The sequence below is a fragment of the Fulvimarina uroteuthidis genome (assembly GCF_034321785.1).
GTDB lineage: Bacteria > Pseudomonadota > Alphaproteobacteria > Rhizobiales > Rhizobiaceae > Fulvimarina > Fulvimarina uroteuthidis.
This window is the reverse complement of sequence record NZ_JAXLPB010000001.1, coordinates 1,051,255-1,069,881: the sequence shown is the minus strand read 5'-3', so window position 1 is coordinate 1,069,881 and position 18,627 is coordinate 1,051,255. Positions and strand designations below refer to the sequence as shown.

Below are 18,627 nucleotides of genomic sequence, written 5' to 3'. Positions count from 1 at the left end.
CACCCCGATGCCCCCGGCCGGCGAGACGGACGGACCGCGGATGGTCATCATCACGCTCGACGCGCGCCTCGGCGGCGCCGTGGCCGCGGCCCGCGAGAGTCTCGGACGGCAGGTGCCCGGCCTCGACGTGACCCTGCATGCCGCGACCGACTGGGACCGCGACCCCAAGAGCCTCGAGCGCTGCATCGCCGACATCGCCAAGGCCGACATCATCTTCGCCAACATGCTGTTCCTCGAGCCGCACGTCGCCCCCATCCTGCCCGCCCTGACAGCGCGCCGTCCGGACTGCAGCGCCTTCATCGGCGCCATGTCGGCCGGCGAGATCATCAAGCTCACCAAGGCCGGCAAGCTCGACATGGGCAAGGAGGCGAGCGGCGTCCTCGGCCTTCTGAAGAAGCTGAAGGGCTCGCCGAAAAAAGGCGGCCAGGGCTCCGGCTCGCGCCAGATGAAGATGATCCGCCGCCTGCCCAAGCTGCTGAAGTTCCTGCCCGGCACGGCGCAGGACCTGCGCGCCTACTTCATGGTGCTGCAATACTGGCTCGGCGGCTCCGACGAGAATATCGGCAATCTGATCCGCTTTCTGTTCGCCCGCTACGCACCCGGCGACATCGCCCTGTCCGAGAAGGGCATCGAGCCGAAGGAATATCCCGAGACCGGCCTCTACCATCCGCAGATGCGCGACCGGATCGCGACGCGGATCGAGAGCCTGCCGGGCAGCCGCAGGCAGACGAACGGCACCGTCGGCCTGCTGGTCATGCGCGCCTATGTCCTGTCCGGCGACACCGCCCACTACGACGCGGTGATTTCCGAGATGGAGGCGCGCGGCCTCAAGGTGGTCACCGCATTCGCCAGCGGCCTCGATTCGCGGCCCGCCATCGACGCCTTCTTCAAGGATGCGAACGGCCGCACGACCATCGACGCCATGGTGTCGCTCACCGGCTTTTCGCTCGTCGGCGGTCCGGCCTACAACGATTCCGATGCCGCCCGCCTCGCGCTGATGCAGCTCGACGTGCCCTATCTCAGCGCCATGGCGGTCGAGTTCCAGGCGCTGGAGGAATGGCAGACCTCGTCCACCGGCCTCAGCCCGATCGAATCCACCATCATGGTCGCAATTCCCGAGCTCGACGGCTCGATCGGCTCGGCCGTGTTCGGCGGACGCTCCGCCATGCCGCGTGCCGACGGGCACCGCGCCATGACCCCCGATCGCGAGCGCGCCCGCATGCTGTCGCGCCGGGTCGCCAAGCTCGTCGCGCTGCGCCGCAAGCCCAAGGCCGAGCGCACCGTCGCCGTCACTCTCTTCAACTTCCCGCCCAATGCCGGCGCGGTCGGAACCGCCGCCTACCTGTCGGTCTTCGCCTCTCTCTTCAACACGCTGAAGGCGATGAAGGACGACGGATATGCCGTCGACATGCCGGCAAGCGTCGATGCGCTGCGCGAGGCGATCGTCGAGGGCAATGCGCAGACCTACGGCACGACCAGCAATGTCCACGTGTCGATCGCCGCCGAAGACCATATCCGCCGCGAGCCATTCCTCAAGGATATCGAGGCCCAGTGGGGGCCGGCGCCCGGCCGCCAGCAATCGAACGGCTCGGCGATCTTCGTCCTCGGCGCCCGCTTCGGTGCCGTCTTCGTCGGCGTCCAGCCGGCGTTCGGCTACGAGGGCGACCCGATGCGGCTCCTGTTCGAGAAGGGCTTTGCGCCGACGCATGCGTTCTCGGCCTATTATCGCTGGCTGCGCGAAGACCTGAAGGCCGATGCGGTGCTGCACTTCGGCACCCATGGCGCCCTCGAATTCATGCCCGGCAAGCAGGTCGGCATGGGCGAGGCGTGCTGGCCGGACCGGCTGATCGACGATTTGCCGAACGTCAACCTGTATGCCGCCAACAATCCCTCCGAGGGCGCGCTCGCCAAGCGCCGCGCCAACGCGGTCCTCGTCTCGCACCTGACCCCGCCGCTTTCTGCAGCCGGTCTCTACAAGGGCCTCAACGACCTGAAATCGACGCTCGATCGCTTCCGCGGCCTCGAACCCGACGCGGCCGACGAACGCCGCGAACTGCTGGAGCTCCTGAGCCTGCAGGCCGAAGGTCTCGATCTTGCGGTGCCGAAAGCTGAAGACGAGGTCGCGGGCCTCGTCCTTGCGCTCGACGAACTCGAGAAGACCCTCATTCCGAACGGTCTTCACGTCGTCGGCGAAGCACCCTCGCGCGGCGACCGGATCGGCTGGCTCAAGGCCGCGGCCGAGGCGCAGGCCGGATGCGAGATCGATATCGCCGCCGTAGAGGCGCTGGTCGACGGCGATCAGGGCGCGGCGCTTCGCAAGATCCCGGCGCTGGTGTCGGCCGAAACGGCGCTGGACAAGGGCGACGCCGTCGCGACGCTTGCCAAGCTGGCCGGCGATCTGACGATCGACCACGAACTCCCCGCGATCCTGAGGGCGCTCGACACACGCTATATCGAGCCGGTGTGCGGCGGCGATATCCTGCGCAATCCCGGCATCGCGCCGACGGGGCGCAACATTCACGGCTTCGACCCTTTCCGCATTCCGAGCCTGTTCGCGGTCGGCGAAGGCCGGCGCCAGGCCGACCGTCTCCTGGAGCGTCACGCTTCGAGCGGCAACGGCCTGCCCGAAACGGTCGCGATCGTCCTTTGGGGCACCGACAATCTGAAGAACGAGGGCACCTCGCTCGCCCAGGCGCTCGCCCTTTACGGTGCGGTGCCGCGCTTCGACGGTTATGGTCGCCTGTGCGGCGCAGCCCTCATGTCGCTGGAAGACCTCGGTCGCCCGCGCATCGACGCGCTCGTGACCTTGTCAGGCATCTTCCGCGATCTTCTGCCGCTCCAGTCCAAGCTCATCGCGGAAGCGGCCTATCTTGCCGCGAGCGCCGACGAGCCGCTCGACCGGAACTTCGTTCGCAAGCACGCCCTCAGCTACGCCGAGGAGCATGGCTGCGATTTCGAGACCGCGGCCTTGCGCGTCTTCGCCAATGCCGACGGGGCCTACGGCTCCAACGTCAACCTGATGGTGGACGGCGGCTCCTGGGAAGAAGAGGGCGAACTCGCCAACGCCTATACCCGCCGCAAGTGCTTCGCCATCGATCGCAAGGGCAGGTCCAGCGAGCAGCGCGCGCTGCTCCAGTCGGCGTTCTCGACGGTCGATCTCGCCTATCAGAACCTTGATTCGGTGGAGCTCGGCGTGACCACGATCGACACCTATTTCGATACGCTGGGCGGCATCAGCCGCGCCGCGTCCGAAGCCAAGGGCCGCCAGGTCCCCGTCTATATCGGCGACGATACGATGGGCAAAGGGGTCGTGCGCACGCTCGAGGAGCAGGTGGCGCTCGAAACCCGCACCCGCACGCTCAATCCGAAATGGGTCGAGGGCATGCTCTCCCACGGCTACGAGGGCGTGCGCCAGATCGAGCTGCAGCTTGCCAACACCCTCGGCTGGTCGGCGACCACCGGCCAGGTCAGCCCCTGGGTCTACAAGCGGATCGCCGAAACCTTCGTCCTTGATCCCGACATGCGCGAGCGGCTCGCCGCTCTCAATCCCACAGCATCCGCTCGCATGGCCGAACGGCTGATCGAGGCGGACGAGCGAAAATACTGGCGTCCCACCGACGCCGAGCGGGAGGCGCTGCTCGATGCCAGCGCCGATCTTGAAGACCGGCTGGAGGGAATCCTTCCCGCGAGCCCGGCAACCAGACAGATGGAGGCCGCGTGATGAGTGGTTTGAAGACGACGTTGAATCTGCCGGGAACGGTCTATCGCCGCGAAGACGGGGAAGGCTCCGTCCAGGTGAAGATGAAGGACGATGCCAAGATCGAGGGCGCGAAAGTGTTCGCGGTCTACGGCAAGGGCGGGATCGGCAAGTCGACGACATCGTCGAACCTGTCGGTCGCCTTTTCCAAGCTCGGCAAGCGCGTGTTGCAGATCGGCTGCGATCCCAAGCACGATTCGACCTTCACCCTGACCAAGCGGCTCCAGCCGACGGTCATCGACATTCTCGAGACGGTCGACTTCCACGCCGAGGAGCTGCGCCCCGAGGACTTCGTCTTCGAGGGCTATAACGGCGTCATGTGCGTGGAGGCCGGCGGCCCGCCCGCCGGCACCGGTTGCGGCGGCTACGTCGTCGGCCAGACGGTGAAGCTGCTGAAGGAACACCACCTTCTCGAAGACACCGACGTCGTCATCTTCGACGTTCTCGGCGACGTCGTCTGCGGCGGCTTCGCGGCCCCGCTCCAGCACGCCGACCGCGCGCTCGTCGTCACCGCCAACGACTTCGATTCGATCTTCGCCATGAACCGCATCATCGCGGCGATCCAGGCGAAGGCGAAGAACTACGACGTGCGGCTCGGCGGCGTCATCGCCAACCGTTCGGCGGGCACCGACGAGATCGACCGGTTCGCCGCGGCGACGGGCCTCAACCGCTTGGCCCACTTCCCCGACCTCGACGCGATCCGACGCTCGCGGCTGAAGAAGTCGACGCTGTTCGAGATGGAGCCTTCGCCGGAGCTGGAAGCCGTTCAGAACGAATATATGCGTCTGGCCGCGCTGCTCTATGCGGGCACCGTTGCGAACGACGCCAAGAGCATGAAAGACCGGGAGATCTTCGATTTCCTCGGCTTCGAATAAGCAACCGATATGGCGGGCTCCGTGACATACGAGACCAGGCGTTCCGAGATCGAGACCTATTTCGATCGCACCGCCGCCGAGACGTGGAAGAAGCTGACTTCGACCGCGCCGGTCGGGCGGGTGCGGGCGACGGTCCGCCGCGGCCGGGACGCGATGCGCGCCACGCTGCTCTCCTATCTGCCGAGCGACATGAGCGGCCTGCGCGTTCTCGACGCCGGGTGCGGAACCGGGGCACTGGCGATGGAAGCGGCGCGGCGCGGCGCCGACGTCGTGGCGGTCGACCTGTCGCCGACCCTGACGCGCCATGCGCAGGAACTGGCCGATGCCGAGGGCCTCGGCCACAAGATCCGCTTTTGCGCGGGCGACATGCTCGATCCGGCGCTCGGCCGCTTCGACCATGTGGTGATGATGGATTCGATCATCCATTACGAACCGGCCGACGCCGTGATGACGCTCGGGCGGATCGCCGAGCGCACGGACGGCTCCCTCGCCGTCACCTTCGCGCCCAGGACGCCGATGCTCGCGATCATGCACAAGGCCGGCAAGCTGTTTCCGCGCGCCGATCGTTCGCCCGCGATCGTGCCGGTCGCAAAGGAAAAGCTCGTCTCCGCGATCGAACGCCATCCGGCGTTCGCAGGCTTCGACATCGGCCGCGACGTCAGGGTCGATACCGGATTCTACAAGAGCCATGCATTGGAGCTGAAGCGCCGATGACCGCGACACCGAAGGACACCACCGCCATCAGGAACGAGCGCGCGGCCGCGTGGCGTTCGATCATGCCGTTCGCCGATATCGGCACGAACGCGCTTCCCCTGTCGCGGCTCTTGCGCCTGTCCCTGTTCCAGGTGTCGGTCGGCATCACCATGGTGCTGCTCGGCGGAACGCTGAACCGCGTGATGGCGATCGAACTCGGCATTCCGATCACGCTGATCGCGGTCGCGATGGCGCTGCCGCTGGTTCTGGCGCCGGCGCGCGCCTTCATCGGCTTCAAGTCGGACAATCGACGCTCCTACATGGGCTGGCTGCGCACGCCCTATATCTGGATGGGCGCGATGACCCAGTTCGCCGGTCTCGCCATCATGCCCTTCGCCCTGTTCATCGTCTCCGAAGCCGATCCGGACGCGGTCATGGTGGGGCAGGTGGCGATGCTGCTCGCCTTCGTGCTCGTCGGCATCGGCGTCCATGCGGTCCAGACCGCGGGCCTCGCGCTCGCCTGCGACCTTGCGACCGACGACAAGCGCCCGCGGGTCGTCGCCATGCTCTACACCATGCTGCTCGTCGGCATGTTCGGCGGCGCGCTCGTGATCGGCCAGCTCCTGCGCGACTTCTCCTACATGAACCTCATCCGCGTCCTGCAGGGCTCGGCGGTCCTGACGATCCTCATGACGACGGTCGCGATCTGGCAGCAGGAGCCGCGCCGGCGCGACCTGGCACCGAGCCCGGACCTCAAGCAGGCCGGCCCCCGCTTCTTCACCGTCGTGAAGACCCTGCTGTCCGGGCAGGCGGACCTCAAGCGCCTTCTCCTGGCGCTCGCCATCGGCACCGCCGGCTTCGGCATGCAGGACGTTCTCCTCGAGCCCTATGGCGGCGACGTCTTCGCCATGGGCGTCGGGTCGACGACGTTCCTGACCGCGATCTTCTCGGCCGGCAGCCTTCTCGGCTTCTTTCTCGCCGCCCGCCTGCACAGCCGGTACGGCGCCAACCCACACGTCGTGGCGGCGGTCGGCCTGATGGGCGGCATTCCGGCCTTTTCGGTCGTCGTCCTGGCCGGCGCGCTCGGCTCGATCGCGCTGTTTGCCGGCGGCGTCTTCGCCATCGGTCTCGGCTCCGGGCTGTTCTCCGTCGCCATGCTCGTCGCGGTGATGGAGCGGATCGGGCACGCCCGGCTCGGCAGCGGGCTGGTGCTCGGCATCTGGGGCGCCGTCCAGGCGCTCGCGCTCGGCCTGTCGGTCCTGTTCGGCGGCGCGCTTCGCGACCAGGTGGCGCTGATGGCCGAGGCGGGCCTTCTGGGGCCTGCCCTGCAAGGCCCGGCCGCCGCCTACGGTGTCGTCTACCATCTCGAGATCGGGCTGCTGTTCACGGGTCTTCTCGTGCTCGGCCCCCTCGTGCGTCCCCAATTCCTGGAGCCTCGCGCGCCGCAGAGCGGTCGCTTCGGCCTGCCCGACCTTCCGAACTGACAGAGGAGAATGAACATCATGCCGACAGGAGCCTTCACCGAGCAGCTGGATCTGCCGTTGCTACTCGTCATCGCCTTCTTCCTCTTCTTTCTGGCGCTGGTGTATTATCTGCGCGGCGAGGACAAGCGCGAGGGCTATCCGCTCGTCTCGGACCGCACGCGCGGCACCGGCAAGCGGATGTCCGTGGTCGGCTTCCCGAACCTGCCGAAGCCGAAGAGCTTCCTCATGCAGGACGGAACGCTGCGCTACGCGCCCCATGCCGACAAGGAGCGCGACCTCAACATGGCGCCGGCCTATCCGTTTCCCGGCGCACCGTTCCAGCCGCTCGGCGATCCGCTTCTCGATGGTGTCGGCCCCGCCTCCTATGCCCTCAAGGAAGACAAGCCGCTGCGCTCGATCGAGGGCCATCTGACCGTCGCGCCGATGCGCAACAATCCGGACTATTATCTGGAGGAATCGGGTCCCGCTCTGATCGGCATTCCCGTGGTCGCGGCCGATGGGGCGCCCATCGGCACCGTGAAGGACCTGTGGGTCAACGCGGTGGAGTATTTCATCCGCTACGTGGAGATCGACGTGAACGTCGAGGGCGGCAAGACCGGAACCCTGCTCGCGCCGTTCTACTTTGCCGAGCTGCACAACGGCCGGATGAAGTTCGGCACGCTCACCCGCGAGCAGCTGCTGCGGGTCCCGACCCTCGCAACGTCCGAATACATCACCGCCCGCGAGGAAGATCGCCTCAACGCCTATTTCGCCGGCGGCACGCTGTACGCCAAGAACGGTGCACAAGGACCATTCCTATGAAACATCTCGAACTCGACGAAACCGCCGACATCCAGGCCCACATTGCGCAGGCGGAGCTTCCGGACGGCGAGACGATCCTGTGGCAGGGCAAGCCCGACTGGTGGCGCTTCGCCGACAGGGCGTTCCGCATGAAATGGGTCGCCGGCTACTTCACGGTGATGATCGCCTGGCGCCTGGGTTCGGTGCACAACGACACCGGATCATGGGAGCTCGCCTTCGCGGAGGCGATGCCGCTCGTCACCGCGTTCGTCGTCTCGGGCACGATCCTGATGGTGATGGCGTGGTTCTACGCCCGCACCACCGGGTTCCTCGTGACCGATCGCCGCGTCGTGTTCCGCTACGGCGTGGCCCTGCCCTCGCAGCTGAACATTCCGCTGAAGGACGTCGAGGCCGCCGGCCTCAGGCTCTACAGGGACGGGACGGGCGACATTCCGCTGGTGCTGCCCGAGAATGCGCGGCCCTATTATTTCCAGATCTGGCCGTTCGCGCGCCCGTTCAAGCTTGGCGCCGCCGAGCCGATGATGCGGGCGGTGCCGAACGCGGCCGAGGTCGCGCGGACCCTGTCGCGGGCTCTCGCCCAGACCGGCGGGACGGCGGCCTTCGGCGTTGCGGCGGGCGAACCCTCGAGACCCGCGGTGACACGACACGAGGCGGTCGCGGCATGAACGGCATCACGGACAAGCTGAAGAGCGTCGACGGCAAGCCGCTCAAGTTCTACCCCACTCCCGACCGCCCGATCCCGCTGGCGATCCTCGTGGGGGCGGGTCTTCTCGCGTTCTCCGCCGTCGCGTTCGGCCTCGCCAGCAACCGCACCGGTGTCGGCAACTTCGTGACGCCGGTGATCGAGACGCTCGCCAGTCGCGACCTGATCCTCGACGACAGCGATCCGGCGGTGGCCATCATCGCCGATGCCCGCACCGGCGAGACGCTTCTGAGCCTGCCGACGGAAGCCGGCGGATTTGCCGTGGAGTCCTTGCGCAATCTCCAGCGTTACCGCACAATCCGAGGGGCGCGCCAGGAGGGCGCGTTCGTGCTCGCGCTGAAAGCCGATGGCCGTCTTGTCGTCGAGGATCCGCTGACGAGCCGGCAGGTGGAGTTGCGGGCGTTCGGCGCCAAGAACATGGAAGTGTTCGCCGATCTGCTCCCTTGGAAGAACGCGAAGAGCTGATGTTGCGAACCCTTTTTGGCGGCGCCGAGGACATTGTCGACTGCACGGTCGAAATCTCCAACACGTTCGAAAGCCTGCACGCCCACGTCCGTTTCGACGGTGGCGTGACGGTCGAGCCGGGCGACGCGGTGATCGTTCACGGCAGCCCGATCTCGGTTCCCTACGGCGATCAGGCCGAATTCCGGCGCACCGCCACGATCCGTCGCGCGGGATGGTTCGAACGGACATGGACGCGACTGACCGGCGACTTCGAATTCATGGAACTTTGCGAGTTCTCATTCTCCGAAAAGGCAACGCTATGAACGCTCCGGCCAAGATCGACGGTGCGCGCCGCATCCAGGGCACCGTCAACGAGACGACCAAGTCCGCGCAGGAAGACACGCTCCTGTCGCCCCGCTTCTACACGACCGATTTCGACAAGCTCGACAAGGTCGACGTCTCGGCGGTGCGGCCCCAATGGGACAGGCTGATCGCCGAGTTGAAGGCCGATCCCAATCGCGGTCATTTCAAGCGCGACGAGAACTGGGACAAGATCGAGCTGTCCGACCTGCCCGAGGGCCTGCGCAAGGAATTCGTCGACTTTCTCGTCTCCTCGCTCACGGCCGAATTCTCCGGCTGCGTCCTCTACAAGGAGATGAAGCGGCGCGGCACCAATCCGGACATCTGCGAGCTGTTCTCCTACATGAGCCGCGACGAAGCCCGCCATGCCGGCTTCATCAACGATGCGCTGAAGGAGTTCGGCATCGGCGTCAATCTCGGCTTTCTCACCAAGCAGAAGAAGTACACCTTCTTCCAGCCGAAGTTCATCTTCTACGCGACCTATCTGTCGGAGAAGATCGGCTATGCCCGCTACATCACGATCTACCGCCATCTGGAGCGCCACCCGGACAAGCGCTTCCATCCGATCTTCAAATGGTTCGAAAAGTGGTGCAACGACGAGTTCCGCCACGGCGAGGCCTTCGCGCTTCTGATGCGGGCCGACGACAGGGTGCTGAAGGGCCACAACAAGCTCTGGATCAAGTTCTTCCTGCTCGCGGTGTTCGCGACCATGTACGTGCGCGACCATGCCCGCCCGGAATTCCACAAGGCGTTCGCACTCGATCCCTCCGAGTACGGCATGAAGGTGTTCCGGATCACCACCGAGATCTCCAGGCAGGTGTTCCCGCTCTCGCTCGACATCGAGAACCCGAAATTCATGGCGGGTCTCGAGGCGCTTCTTGCGGCAAGCCGCGAGATCGAGGCGGGCCGCAGGTCCGGCGGTCTGCCGGGCAAGCTCAAGGTGCTGCGCGGCCGCGCCAAGGCGACAGCCACCTTCGCCCGCCTCTACGCGATGCGCTCGATCCCGAACGCCATTCCCGAAGACGGCACCCTCGTTCCGGCTTACTGAGCCGGGCGAGACGTCCCCTTCCGACCCGACATTCTCCACCCCGACAGGACTTCCAGCGATGACCGAGTACGTCTATCCGGCGCTTTTCGCACTTGGCGTCTGGTGGGCTTCCACCGTCGCCATCATCTATCTGGACGGTCTGCCGCAGAAGACCTTCAAATATTCGATGATCGGCGCGACGATCATCTTCGGCGTGTCGCTCTGGGGCCTCGTCTGGAGTGCGTCCGACACCTCGATCGCCGGGGCCTACTGGGCGTTCACCTTCGGCCTCCTTGCCTGGGGCTGGCAGGAGATGAGCTTCTACATGGGCTACGTCACCGGCCCGCGGAAACAGCCCTGTCCGGAAAACTGCAAGGGCTGGAGCCATTTCGGCCACGCGATCCAGACCAGCCTCTGGCACGAGCTGGCGATCATCTACGCCGCGATCCTCGTCGTCGCCTTCACCTGGGGCGAGCCGAACCAGATCGGCACCTGGACCTTCATGGTGCTGTGGTGGATGCACCAGAGCGCCAAGCTCAACGTGTTCTTCGGGGTGCGCAACCTCAACGAGGAGTTCCTGCCCGAGCATCTGGAGTTCCTGAAAGGCTTCCTCAACAAGCGTTCGATGAACCTGTTGTTCCCGTTCTCGGTGACGATCTCGACCATCATCACCGTCCTGCTCTTCACCTGGGCGTTCGCCGACGGCGCGACCCCGTTCGAGAAGGCCGGCTACACCTTCCTCGGTGTCCTGATGGCGCTGGCGATCCTCGAGCACTGGATGCTCGTCCTGCCGATGCCGACGGCGACGCTCTGGTCTCCCGGCCTCAAGTCCCGCGGCGATCGCAAGCCCTTCGCGGTCGACATCGTCGTCGGCTTCCTCGGCTCGGGCAAGACCACGACGCTGCGCCGCATGCTGTCGGAGGCCAATCCGGCCGAGAAGACCGTCGTTCTCGTCAATGATTTCGGCGAACTCGGCATCGACGGATCGCTCCTGTCGGGGCAGGGCGCGGACGTGATCGAACTGCCGAACGGCTGCATCTGCTGTTCGCTGCGCAAGGATCTGGCCGCCCAGCTTCGCGAGGTCGTCTCCAAGATGGCGCCGGACCGGGTTCTGATCGAACCCTCGGGCGTCGCCGACGTCGCGTCGCTGCTGCAGGTTCTGGCGACCCCCGAGATCGCATCGCTGGTCAAGGCGACGCGCCTCTACACCGTGATCGATGCCGGCGCCTTTCTCGGCGATTACGCCCGCATGCCGGACTATTTCGACGTGCAGGCCCGGATCGCCCCGGTCTTCATCCTCAACAAGATCGATCTCGTGTCCGAGAGCCAGCTCGGCGCCGTGCGCGAGACGCTCGTCGCCCTCAACCCCAAGGCGAAGGTGCTGCCGGCGCGTTACGGCGCCGTCGAGGACGAGCTTTCGCCGAGCCAGGCGATCTATGTCCATCCGACGGACAATGAGAAGCTCGACAGCGGCGCGGAACACGACCACGGCCATGCAGACGGGCACGGCCATGCACACGGGCACGGGCACGGGCACGGGCATGGTGGGCACCACGGCCATGCGCACGATCACAGCCACGATCCGGAACTCGGCATGCGCTCGTGGAGCCGTCCGCTGTCGAAGCCGATCCCGACCGACGATCTGTCCGAAAAGCTTCACGCGGTCGCCCGCGGGGCGGCCGGCAAGGTCGATCGGATGAAGGGGATCGCCCGCTCCGGCGATGGCTGGCTGCGCTTCGACATTGCAGGCGGGCGCGTGTCCATGGCGGTTCATATTCCCGGCAAGAACGAGACAGCCCGCGCGCTCGCGATCGGCAAGACGCTTGATCTTGCCGTGCTCGACCGCATGTTCGACGTTCCGGCCGCAGCCAGGAGCGAGGCGGTGGACGGTGAGAGCGACCGGTCCGGTTTCGGCGCAGAGCCGGCCATGGCGAGCTGAGTGTCGTGCGCCGTGGGCACGGCTGGGCGATCGGCTGAACGAGGCGCTGGCTCCCTGTGTGATGTCGCGCATCATGGTGGGCGGGGGATCGATTCCGATCTTCGGCACGCCTGATACTTTAAGTTTTCGCGACAGGTTCGAGAGCGCCCGGATGGAAACGTCCGGGCGTTTTTGCGTCCGGCGGGGGGCTTGTCCCGGGCGCCTGCAGGGACGAAAGCGGCCCGGGGCGTGTCTTTGGCGACAGCGCCGTCCGGCGGAGACCGGCGCCGGGTTCCGGTGCCTCAAAGCGCCAGATCGTCGTCGCTTTCTTCCTCCCGTGTTTCGTCGGGCACCGCGAGGGCAAGGCCGAAGGTGAACACGCCGAGCCGCCCGATCAGCATCAGGACGATGATGATCAGCTTGCCGAGCGGCGAGAGCTCTCCCGTCGCGCCCATGGACAGCCCGACCGTGCCGAGTGCGGAGACGGCCTCGAAGGTCATGACGTCGAAGGCGATGCCGGTTTCGGTGAGGAACAGGAGATAGAGCGCGACGCACAGGACGCCGAGATAGGTGCAGAGCGTCGTCGCGGCGAGATTGAGCTGGGTGTCGTGCACCTCGCGCTTGAAGAAGCGGATGCTGTCGCGCCCCTTGAGGGTCGATCGCACGAGGGCGATGAGGGCTGCGAACGAGGTCGTCTTCATGCCGCCTCCGGTGCCGGAGGGGGACGCGCCGATCACCATCAGGACAAGCATGACGATGAGGACGGCATCGGAGATCCCGCCGATCGCGAGGGTGTTGAAGCCGACGGTCGTCGAGGCGGTCATGGCCTGGAAGAAGGCCGCCATCAGCCGCTCGTAGGGCGGCAGGGCACCGATCGAGGGTTCGGCGACGAGGATCAGCAGCGTGCCGCCACCGATCAAGAGGGCGGTCATCCGGAAGATGACCTTGCTGGTGAAGCCGAAGTGGCTCTTGCGGCCGACGATCCGCCGGTAGGCGTCGGCGACGATGATGAAGCCCATCGAGCCGAGAATGCTCAGCACCGCGATGGTGACGTTGACCGCCACATCGTCCGCGAACCGGACGAAGCTGTCCGGATAGAGCGAGAAGCCCGCCGTGCAGAAGGCCGAGACGGAATGGAAGATCGCGCTCCAGAGCGCGTCCTCGAGCCCGTCCGCCCGGAAGATCAGATAGAGGAAGCCCGCGCCGATCGCTTCCGTCGCAAGGGTGAAGACGACGACGGAGCGGATGAAGAAGGCCGGCGCAACGTCCTTCGGCAGCGCGAACGCGGTGCGCGCGGTCTGTTCCTGCGTCCGGTTCAGCTTGGCCTGGATGGCGAGGAAGGTGAAGGAGCCGAGCGTCATGTAGCCGAGGCCGCCGAACTGGATCAGCAGGAGAACCACGAGCTCTCCGAAGAAGGTGTAGCTCGTCGCCGTGTCCACTGTGGCAAGCCCGGTGGTGGAGACGGCCGACACGGCGATGAAGAGATTGTCGAGGGCCGACACCGCGACGTCCTCGTGGGCGGCGGGGAGCGAGAGCAGGATCCAGCCGATGATCGTGTAGGCCAGATAGCCGAGGAGAAGCAGCTTTGCCGGCCCGGCTCTCCGGCGCGCGACGTCCGCCGTCCTGTCGTGGCCCGTCGCCACCTTCTGCAGGGCCGCGACGGCATTCTCTAAACTCATGGGAAGACGCACGGCGGGGATGACCCTTCGAAAACAGGACCCGGCCCGAAACGCGATCCCTGAAGGGTGCGGCGGGCCGATGCGGGATGCTTAAAGTTCCGGCCGGGGACATCGGTTCCGTCGGTCCTTCTGGAAGGCCCCGGCTCGTCTGCGGATGGGATCGGCCATTGTTGCGCATTGCATGGGGCGAGCCGGGCTCCGTCCCGGGTCGCGCGGACAGTCTTGCACGGCAGGATTGCCAAGTTATTTCGCAGCGGGAAAAAGCATGGTGCCGCCGAACGAAGCGATCCGGCCGGTCACGCGCCCCTGGCGCAAAATCCTCGCCGGGCGGCGGGACCTTCGTGAAGCCGTATCGTCTCGAGCCGGATCAAGGCGGCAGGAAAACCAATCGCCAAACGAAAAGCCCCGCCGAGCCGGGCTCGACGGGGACTCTCAGTGGTCTGGCCGGACGCGACCGCGGCGATCCGGACCGGTCAGTTCGACGGCCGGGGAACGATCGTCACCGCGGGGCGGCCCGCATTGCGTCCGGCGGCCGGCGGTTCTGTCTGGCCCGCTTGCGCAGGCGCCTCGCTTCCCCCTTCCGTGCCTTCCGTGCCTTCCGTGCCTTCCGTGCCTTCCGTGCCTTCCGTCGTAGTCGATTCGTCGGCACCGAATTCGGTCGAACCCTCGTTGGTCGGCGACGGCTGTCCGACGTCGGCGCCCGCCTTGCCGGCGTTCGACAGAGCGTCCTCGCCGCTATCGGTCTCGCCGCCCGTTCCCGTTCCCGTGCCGGGATCGCCGGCCGAGGGTGCGTTGTTCGTCGAGCCGTCCTCGTCGACGCTCGTTCCGGGAGCAAGCTGTTCGGCCGGGGCTCCGGAGGGGGCGTCGGCACCGGTCGGAATGCCGCCGGGCGCCTGTGCCTCACCCTCGGTTTCCGGGGGAACGGCTCGGGTGGCGTCCTCGATGGCAGGGGCCGTGACGGGCCCGCCCGGCTCGGTCTGCGACTCGTACTCGACATCGCCATCCTCCTGCGGAACGACGGACTGTTCGATCGCCGTTTCGCTGACGGGAGCGGCCTGCGGCTCGGGCTGCGCGCCGGTGTCGGGACCCGTTTCGGCCACGGGAACCGCCGTGCCGAGAAGAACCGCTTCCTTGGGTGCGGGATCGGGCACTTCGCCGTTCTCGCTCAGGCCCGCCACGTAGGAATGCATCAGCTCGTAGCCGTTGAGGGGCTGGGGCTCGCCGCGATGGCAGGTGCCGCAGTGGACCTTGGCGGGATCGCCCAACGGTCCGAGGCGTTCGGCGGGGAACACCTCCTGCAGCGTGGTGATGTAGTTGATGTTGATATCCCGCACCATGCGGATGCCCCAGTAGCCGATCCAGCGGAACGGCGTGGACTGCGACCAGTCGAAGAAGGCGCGCGAGTTGTGGCAGTAGGTGCAGTTGACGCCGAGCGCGTTCGATTGCTGCATCATGAACAGATAGAGGTTTTCCGCCGTCTGTTCGAGGGCGACTTCCGCCTCTCCGCTGGCATTGACGAGCGGATCCCTGGACTGGATCTGGGCGCTTGCGGGATCGCCCTGCAGATATCTCGCATATGGCACCGACGGGAAGAACTGTCGGATCGATTTCGCTTCGAGATACCAGGGCCGGGGCTTGCCGAGGAACTGGCTGCCGTCCGGCTCGTTCTGGTCGTACCAGCTTTGGGCCGGCACGTTCTCGCCGCGATGGCAGGTGTAGCAGGTGACGCCGGCCGGAGCGACATGCTCGGGCCAGTTGGTGTTCATGTGCCGCGTCATTTCCAGCATCTTGCGCGCCACCACCTTGGTGTAGAGGCTGTCGGAGGCGAAGCCCTCCTCGATATTGTGGCAGTATTCGCATCCCTGCTCCGGCGAGACCCATTCGGTGATGGCGAGCATCAGCCGGGTGAATTCGCCTTCGGAGAGCTCGCCGAGAACCTCGACGTTCTCGTAGACCTCGCTTGCCTTCAGCTCGCCCTCGTAGGGCTCGGCTGCCGGCAGCGGCTCGGGGAGGATATAGGTCTGCGTGCGGTCGCCATCCGTGAACTGGACCATCTCGATCGCCGCAGGTCCCGTCTCGATCGAATTGATCGGCGGCAGGACCCAGGGCGGGACGGCAAGGAGGACGACGACCGTGGCGAGTGCGAACACTCCGAAGATGATGGGCGCGACCCGATATTTCGGGGCTTTTCGCTTTTCACGTTTCTCGATCATTGTCCGACAGCTCCCCGCATGGCGTCGTTAGGAATTGGGAAGTCGGGGTAGACCGACGGATAGCTGGGCGCGATCCCGTGCTTGACACCCCAAAGGTACCAGTTGTCGACGACGGTTCCCGTCAGCAGGACGCCGATGGCGCCGGTGAAGGTCGTCAGAACCGCGAACCACCAGGCCCAGCGGTGGATCGATTCGTAGGAGGCGTTGAACCCCATCGTCCAGCGCCAGAACAGACCGGCCCGTTCCGCCGCCGTTCCGCGATCGACGATTTCCTCCGCTTCCCGCTCGCCGCCGAAACGGGAGACCGCCAGAATGGTCGCACCGTGCATCGCGAACAGCATGGTGGAGCCGTACAGGAAGACGATCGAAAGCATGTGGAACGGGTTGTAGTACCAGTTGCCGTAGAGCACCGAGACCGACGCCGTCCAGTTGAGGTGGGTGATGAGGCCGAACGGCACGGCTTCGGACCATGACCCCATCAGGATCGGCCGGAACAGGCCGAGGGACAGGTAGAGGAAGATGGCCGAGGCGAACGCCCAGGAGGTGTGCGTTCCAAGCCCGAGCGCCCTGGCCCGGCTGTAGCTTCGAACCCACCACAGGAGGATCGATGTCGTCAGGAAGAAGCCGGCGAGAATCCACCAGCCCCCGTCACCCAGCGGAACGAACGGGTTGAGACCGTATTCGGCCGGCGGCGGATCGAGCGACAGGAAGGCGATGTTGCGCACGAATGCGTAAGGGTCCCAGTCGACCGAGGCCCACATGTTGAGGCCGATGATCTCGATGGCGATGAAGCCGAAGGCCAGCGACAGGACGCCGGACCATCCGAGATAGAGCGGGCCCAGCTGAGGATCGCCGATCGTGCCGAGCCAGTAGCTGAACGTCTTGGCTTCCTGGATGCGCGGCAGGTCGTGCTTGGGAAGCGGCACGCCGGGATCGAAGGGACCGCGGATCTGCGAGCGGAAGTAAATCGAGGAATAGTAACCCATGTCCGAGCCCCCTCAGTAAGAGATATTGCCGATAGCGGCCGGTGTCTGGAGGAAGAAATCATAGAAGTACGGCCATCCGCGATCCCAGAACGGTCCGGAGATGATGATGCAGACCGCGCTCCAGAATCCGGCGTTCAGCGCGAAGAACAGGCCCAGGCGGTGGATGCCGTAGGGCCCGACCGAATAGGCGATGTAATCGCGGAAATAGGCGTTTTCGGTTTCGCCGTACTTGACCGGCTCGCCCTTGGGCGGGTTGACGGCTCCGAGGATGACGCCGGCGTGAAGGCCGAGGAACATCGTCGTGGTGAAGAAGAACGTCACCGCCAGCATGTGTGCCGGATTGTAGTGGAAGTGCAGGAACTGGTAGCCGACATTCGACACCCAGTCGAGGTGGCTCATGATCCCGTAGGGAAATCCGTGGCCCCAGGCGCCCAGCAGCAGCGGGCGGATGACGACGAGCGAGACGTAGGCGAACACGGCCGTGGCGTAGGCGATCGGAATGTGCCAGCCGATGCCCAGCTTGCGGCAGATCTCGATCTCGCGAAGAATCCAGGATCCGAACGCGCCGAGCGCGCAGATCGTGACGATCTGCCAGATGCCGCCTTCGTCGAGCGGCGCAAGACCCAGGCCGTACTCGATCGAGGGCGGGTTGACCGAGAACGCGAACACGTTCGTTTCGGTGCCCTGGCTGATATCGTAGAAAATCAGAAGGGAGCCGAGGAGCGCGAAGAAGATCGCGGTGACCCCGAAGAACCCGACATAAAATGCGCCGACCCAGAAGTCGAAGAGGTCGCCGCCGACGAGCGTACCGCCACGGACCCTGTATTTCTTTTCAAATGACAGCATCGCCATGGCGTCTGCCTCCCTAGAGCGGTGACATGCGGGTGGTTGGGGTCGAAACCCGGGGCCGACGATGATCGACGCCCCCGGTCACGTCGGGCGGACCGTCCTCAGACGATCCGGTGGTCGATCACCAGCGCGCTGGACTGTCGCACGCCCTCAACCGCGGGGTTCGCCAGCCAGTTGAAACGGGCCGTGGACAGGAGGACGAAGTGGATCAGGAGCGCCAACACCAGAAGGAAGGTGAAGAGGCCGATGAGCACGCGACGCGGATCGAAAAGCAACCAAGCTTGTGCCATTGAATTCGCCTTTCTTAGCTGAGCATCGACAGAAGCGGCTGAGCCAGATCGAGGCCGGCCGCAACTTCGGGTGTCTGGAGCCACGGGCGCCACATCCAGACGAGGATGTGTGCGAGAACCGCGACGGCGGTGAAACCGGCGAAGGATTTCATGAAGAGCGAATTGAATTCATTCGCTTCCCTCTCGGTCAGGCCGGTGAGCGTTCCCGCGTCCGACCCGGTAGGCGTTGTATTGGACATGCCTTTCTCTCCGTTGTTCGATGTGTCTTCTCTTCGCGGGCGGCCCGACCGGCCGCGCGCGATCGAAGGGATGGACGAGCGTCAGCGCATGAATGCGTAGGGCAGGACCGAATGCGCGGTCTGGCGCGCATCGGCCATGACCGCGAAGAAGCGGCCACGCTCGAATGGAAGCGGCCTCATGGAGGCCGGAAGGAAACGCGACATCAAAGCCACCGCGAAGAAGAGCGGGAAGCTGAGTGCGTAGGTCAGCCGGTACTCGCGACGCTCTGACGAAAAGAGCGAGGGCGCATGACGGGTCACGAGGCTCAT

At 65.7% G+C, this 18,627-nt stretch carries 17 protein-coding genes; 10 read left to right on the top strand and 7 right to left on the bottom strand.

Annotation, left to right across the window (positions count from 1 at the left end):
• Nucleotides 1-7 precede the first annotated feature (7 nt).
• From U0C82_RS04930 to puhE, 10 genes are all read left to right on the top strand, one after another.
• Entirely contained in the window at nucleotides 8-3,721 is a 3,714-nt protein-coding gene (locus U0C82_RS04930; protein ID WP_322185981.1) for a magnesium chelatase subunit H, read from the top strand.
• Nucleotides 3,721-4,632, top strand: coding sequence for a ferredoxin:protochlorophyllide reductase (ATP-dependent) iron-sulfur ATP-binding protein (bchL, locus tag U0C82_RS04925; protein ID WP_322185937.1), 912 nt, complete (start codon nucleotides 3,721-3,723; stop codon nucleotides 4,630-4,632). Before U0C82_RS04930 ends, bchL begins: the two co-directional genes overlap by 1 nt.
• 9 nt (nucleotides 4,633-4,641) lie before the next feature.
• The gene (bchM, locus tag U0C82_RS04920; protein ID WP_322185936.1) at nucleotides 4,642-5,346 is read left to right on the top strand and encodes a magnesium protoporphyrin IX methyltransferase; all 705 of its coding nucleotides are present in this window, start codon (nucleotides 4,642-4,644) and stop codon (nucleotides 5,344-5,346) included.
• A 62-nt stretch (nucleotides 5,347-5,408) separates the two neighbouring features.
• Complete coding sequence (locus U0C82_RS04915; protein WP_416186621.1) at nucleotides 5,409-6,809, top strand: BCD family MFS transporter; 1,401 nt, start codon at nucleotides 5,409-5,411, stop codon at nucleotides 6,807-6,809.
• 18 nt (nucleotides 6,810-6,827) lie between these two features.
• Entirely contained in the window at nucleotides 6,828-7,610 is a 783-nt protein-coding gene (puhA, locus tag U0C82_RS04910) for a photosynthetic reaction center subunit H (RefSeq protein WP_322185934.1), read from the top strand.
• A complete protein-coding gene (gene puhB / locus U0C82_RS04905) occupies nucleotides 7,607-8,275 on the top strand; it encodes a photosynthetic complex putative assembly protein PuhB (RefSeq protein ID WP_322185933.1) in 669 nt (222 codons plus the stop codon). The genes puhA and puhB overlap by 4 nt, the downstream gene beginning before the upstream one ends.
• Nucleotides 8,272-8,778: a photosynthetic complex assembly protein PuhC gene (puhC, locus tag U0C82_RS04900; RefSeq protein WP_322185932.1), complete on the top strand. Its 507-nt coding sequence runs from the start codon at nucleotides 8,272-8,274 to the stop codon at nucleotides 8,776-8,778. Before puhB ends, puhC begins: the two co-directional genes overlap by 4 nt.
• A complete protein-coding gene (locus U0C82_RS04895; protein WP_322185931.1) occupies nucleotides 8,778-9,080 on the top strand; it encodes a hypothetical protein in 303 nt (100 codons plus the stop codon). The genes puhC and U0C82_RS04895 overlap by 1 nt, the downstream gene beginning before the upstream one ends.
• Nucleotides 9,077-10,165, top strand: a complete 1,089-nt coding sequence (acsF, locus tag U0C82_RS04890) for a magnesium-protoporphyrin IX monomethyl ester (oxidative) cyclase (RefSeq protein ID WP_322185930.1) — start codon at nucleotides 9,077-9,079, stop codon at nucleotides 10,163-10,165. Before U0C82_RS04895 ends, acsF begins: the two co-directional genes overlap by 4 nt.
• Before the next feature lie 58 nt (nucleotides 10,166-10,223).
• Nucleotides 10,224-12,083, top strand: coding sequence for a putative photosynthetic complex assembly protein PuhE (puhE, locus tag U0C82_RS04885; protein ID WP_322185929.1), 1,860 nt, complete (start codon nucleotides 10,224-10,226; stop codon nucleotides 12,081-12,083).
• 281 nt (nucleotides 12,084-12,364) lie between these two features.
• On the opposite strand, the gene U0C82_RS04880 is transcribed toward puhE, so the two are convergent.
• The 7 genes from U0C82_RS04880 to U0C82_RS04850 form a co-directional block, all read right to left on the bottom strand.
• A complete protein-coding gene (locus tag U0C82_RS04880; RefSeq protein WP_322185928.1) occupies nucleotides 12,365-13,741 on the bottom strand; it encodes a TrkH family potassium uptake protein in 1,377 nt (458 codons plus the stop codon).
• Between the two features lie 473 nt (nucleotides 13,742-14,214).
• A complete protein-coding gene (gene pufC, locus U0C82_RS04875) occupies nucleotides 14,215-15,954 on the bottom strand; it encodes a photosynthetic reaction center cytochrome PufC (RefSeq protein WP_322185927.1) in 1,740 nt (579 codons plus the stop codon).
• Nucleotides 15,951-16,940 (bottom strand): photosynthetic reaction center subunit M, encoded by a 990-nt coding sequence (gene pufM / locus U0C82_RS04870; protein WP_322185926.1) that lies wholly within the window; start codon nucleotides 16,938-16,940, stop codon nucleotides 15,951-15,953. The genes pufC and pufM overlap by 4 nt, the downstream gene beginning before the upstream one ends.
• A 12-nt stretch (nucleotides 16,941-16,952) precedes the next feature.
• On the bottom strand, nucleotides 16,953-17,792 hold the full coding sequence (pufL, locus tag U0C82_RS04865; RefSeq protein WP_322185925.1) for a photosynthetic reaction center subunit L: 840 nt from the start codon (nucleotides 17,790-17,792) through the stop codon (nucleotides 16,953-16,955).
• 98 nt (nucleotides 17,793-17,890) lie between these two features.
• Nucleotides 17,891-18,079, bottom strand: coding sequence for a light-harvesting antenna LH1, alpha subunit (gene pufA / locus U0C82_RS04860; RefSeq protein ID WP_322185924.1), 189 nt, complete (start codon nucleotides 18,077-18,079; stop codon nucleotides 17,891-17,893).
• Between the two features lie 14 nt (nucleotides 18,080-18,093).
• Nucleotides 18,094-18,318 carry a light-harvesting antenna LH1, beta subunit gene (gene pufB / locus U0C82_RS04855; RefSeq protein ID WP_322185923.1) on the bottom strand — a complete coding sequence of 75 codons (225 nt, stop codon included), beginning with the start codon at nucleotides 18,316-18,318 and terminating at the stop codon, nucleotides 18,094-18,096.
• Nucleotides 18,319-18,399: 81 nt separating this feature from the next.
• The gene (locus U0C82_RS04850; protein ID WP_322185922.1) at nucleotides 18,400-18,627 is read right to left on the bottom strand and encodes a hypothetical protein; all 228 of its coding nucleotides are present in this window, start codon (nucleotides 18,625-18,627) and stop codon (nucleotides 18,400-18,402) included.

Bases quoted from the DNA above. Each gene is read 5' to 3' on its own strand.
- puhA (WP_322185934.1), top strand. From the start codon at position 6,828: ATGCCGACAGGAGCCTTCACCGAGCAGCTGGATCTGCCGTTGCTACTC.
- pufM (WP_322185926.1), bottom strand. From the start codon at position 16,940: ATGGGTTACTATTCCTCGATTTACTTCCGCTCGCAGATCCGCGGTCCC.
- pufL (WP_322185925.1), bottom strand. From the start codon at position 17,792: ATGGCGATGCTGTCATTTGAAAAGAAATACAGGGTCCGTGGCGGTACG.
- pufB (WP_322185923.1), bottom strand. From the start codon at position 18,318: ATGTCCAATACAACGCCTACCGGGTCGGACGCGGGAACGCTCACCGGC.
- puhC (WP_322185932.1), top strand. From the start codon at position 8,272: ATGAACGGCATCACGGACAAGCTGAAGAGCGTCGACGGCAAGCCGCTC.
- U0C82_RS04915 (WP_416186621.1), top strand. From the start codon at position 5,409: ATGCCGTTCGCCGATATCGGCACGAACGCGCTTCCCCTGTCGCGGCTC.
- U0C82_RS04895 (WP_322185931.1), top strand. From the start codon at position 8,778: ATGTTGCGAACCCTTTTTGGCGGCGCCGAGGACATTGTCGACTGCACG.
- acsF (WP_322185930.1), top strand. From the start codon at position 9,077: ATGAACGCTCCGGCCAAGATCGACGGTGCGCGCCGCATCCAGGGCACC.
- puhB (WP_322185933.1), top strand. From the start codon at position 7,607: ATGAAACATCTCGAACTCGACGAAACCGCCGACATCCAGGCCCACATT.
- bchM (WP_322185936.1), top strand. From the start codon at position 4,642: ATGGCGGGCTCCGTGACATACGAGACCAGGCGTTCCGAGATCGAGACC.
- U0C82_RS04930 (WP_322185981.1), top strand. From the start codon at position 8: ATGCCCCCGGCCGGCGAGACGGACGGACCGCGGATGGTCATCATCACG.
- puhE (WP_322185929.1), top strand. From the start codon at position 10,224: ATGACCGAGTACGTCTATCCGGCGCTTTTCGCACTTGGCGTCTGGTGG.
- U0C82_RS04880 (WP_322185928.1), bottom strand. From the start codon at position 13,741: ATGAGTTTAGAGAATGCCGTCGCGGCCCTGCAGAAGGTGGCGACGGGC.
- pufC (WP_322185927.1), bottom strand. From the start codon at position 15,954: ATGATCGAGAAACGTGAAAAGCGAAAAGCCCCGAAATATCGGGTCGCG.
- U0C82_RS04850 (WP_322185922.1), bottom strand. From the start codon at position 18,627: ATGAGCCTCGTGACCCGTCATGCGCCCTCGCTCTTTTCGTCAGAGCGT.
- bchL (WP_322185937.1), top strand. From the start codon at position 3,721: ATGAGTGGTTTGAAGACGACGTTGAATCTGCCGGGAACGGTCTATCGC.
- pufA (WP_322185924.1), bottom strand. From the start codon at position 18,079: ATGGCACAAGCTTGGTTGCTTTTCGATCCGCGTCGCGTGCTCATCGGC.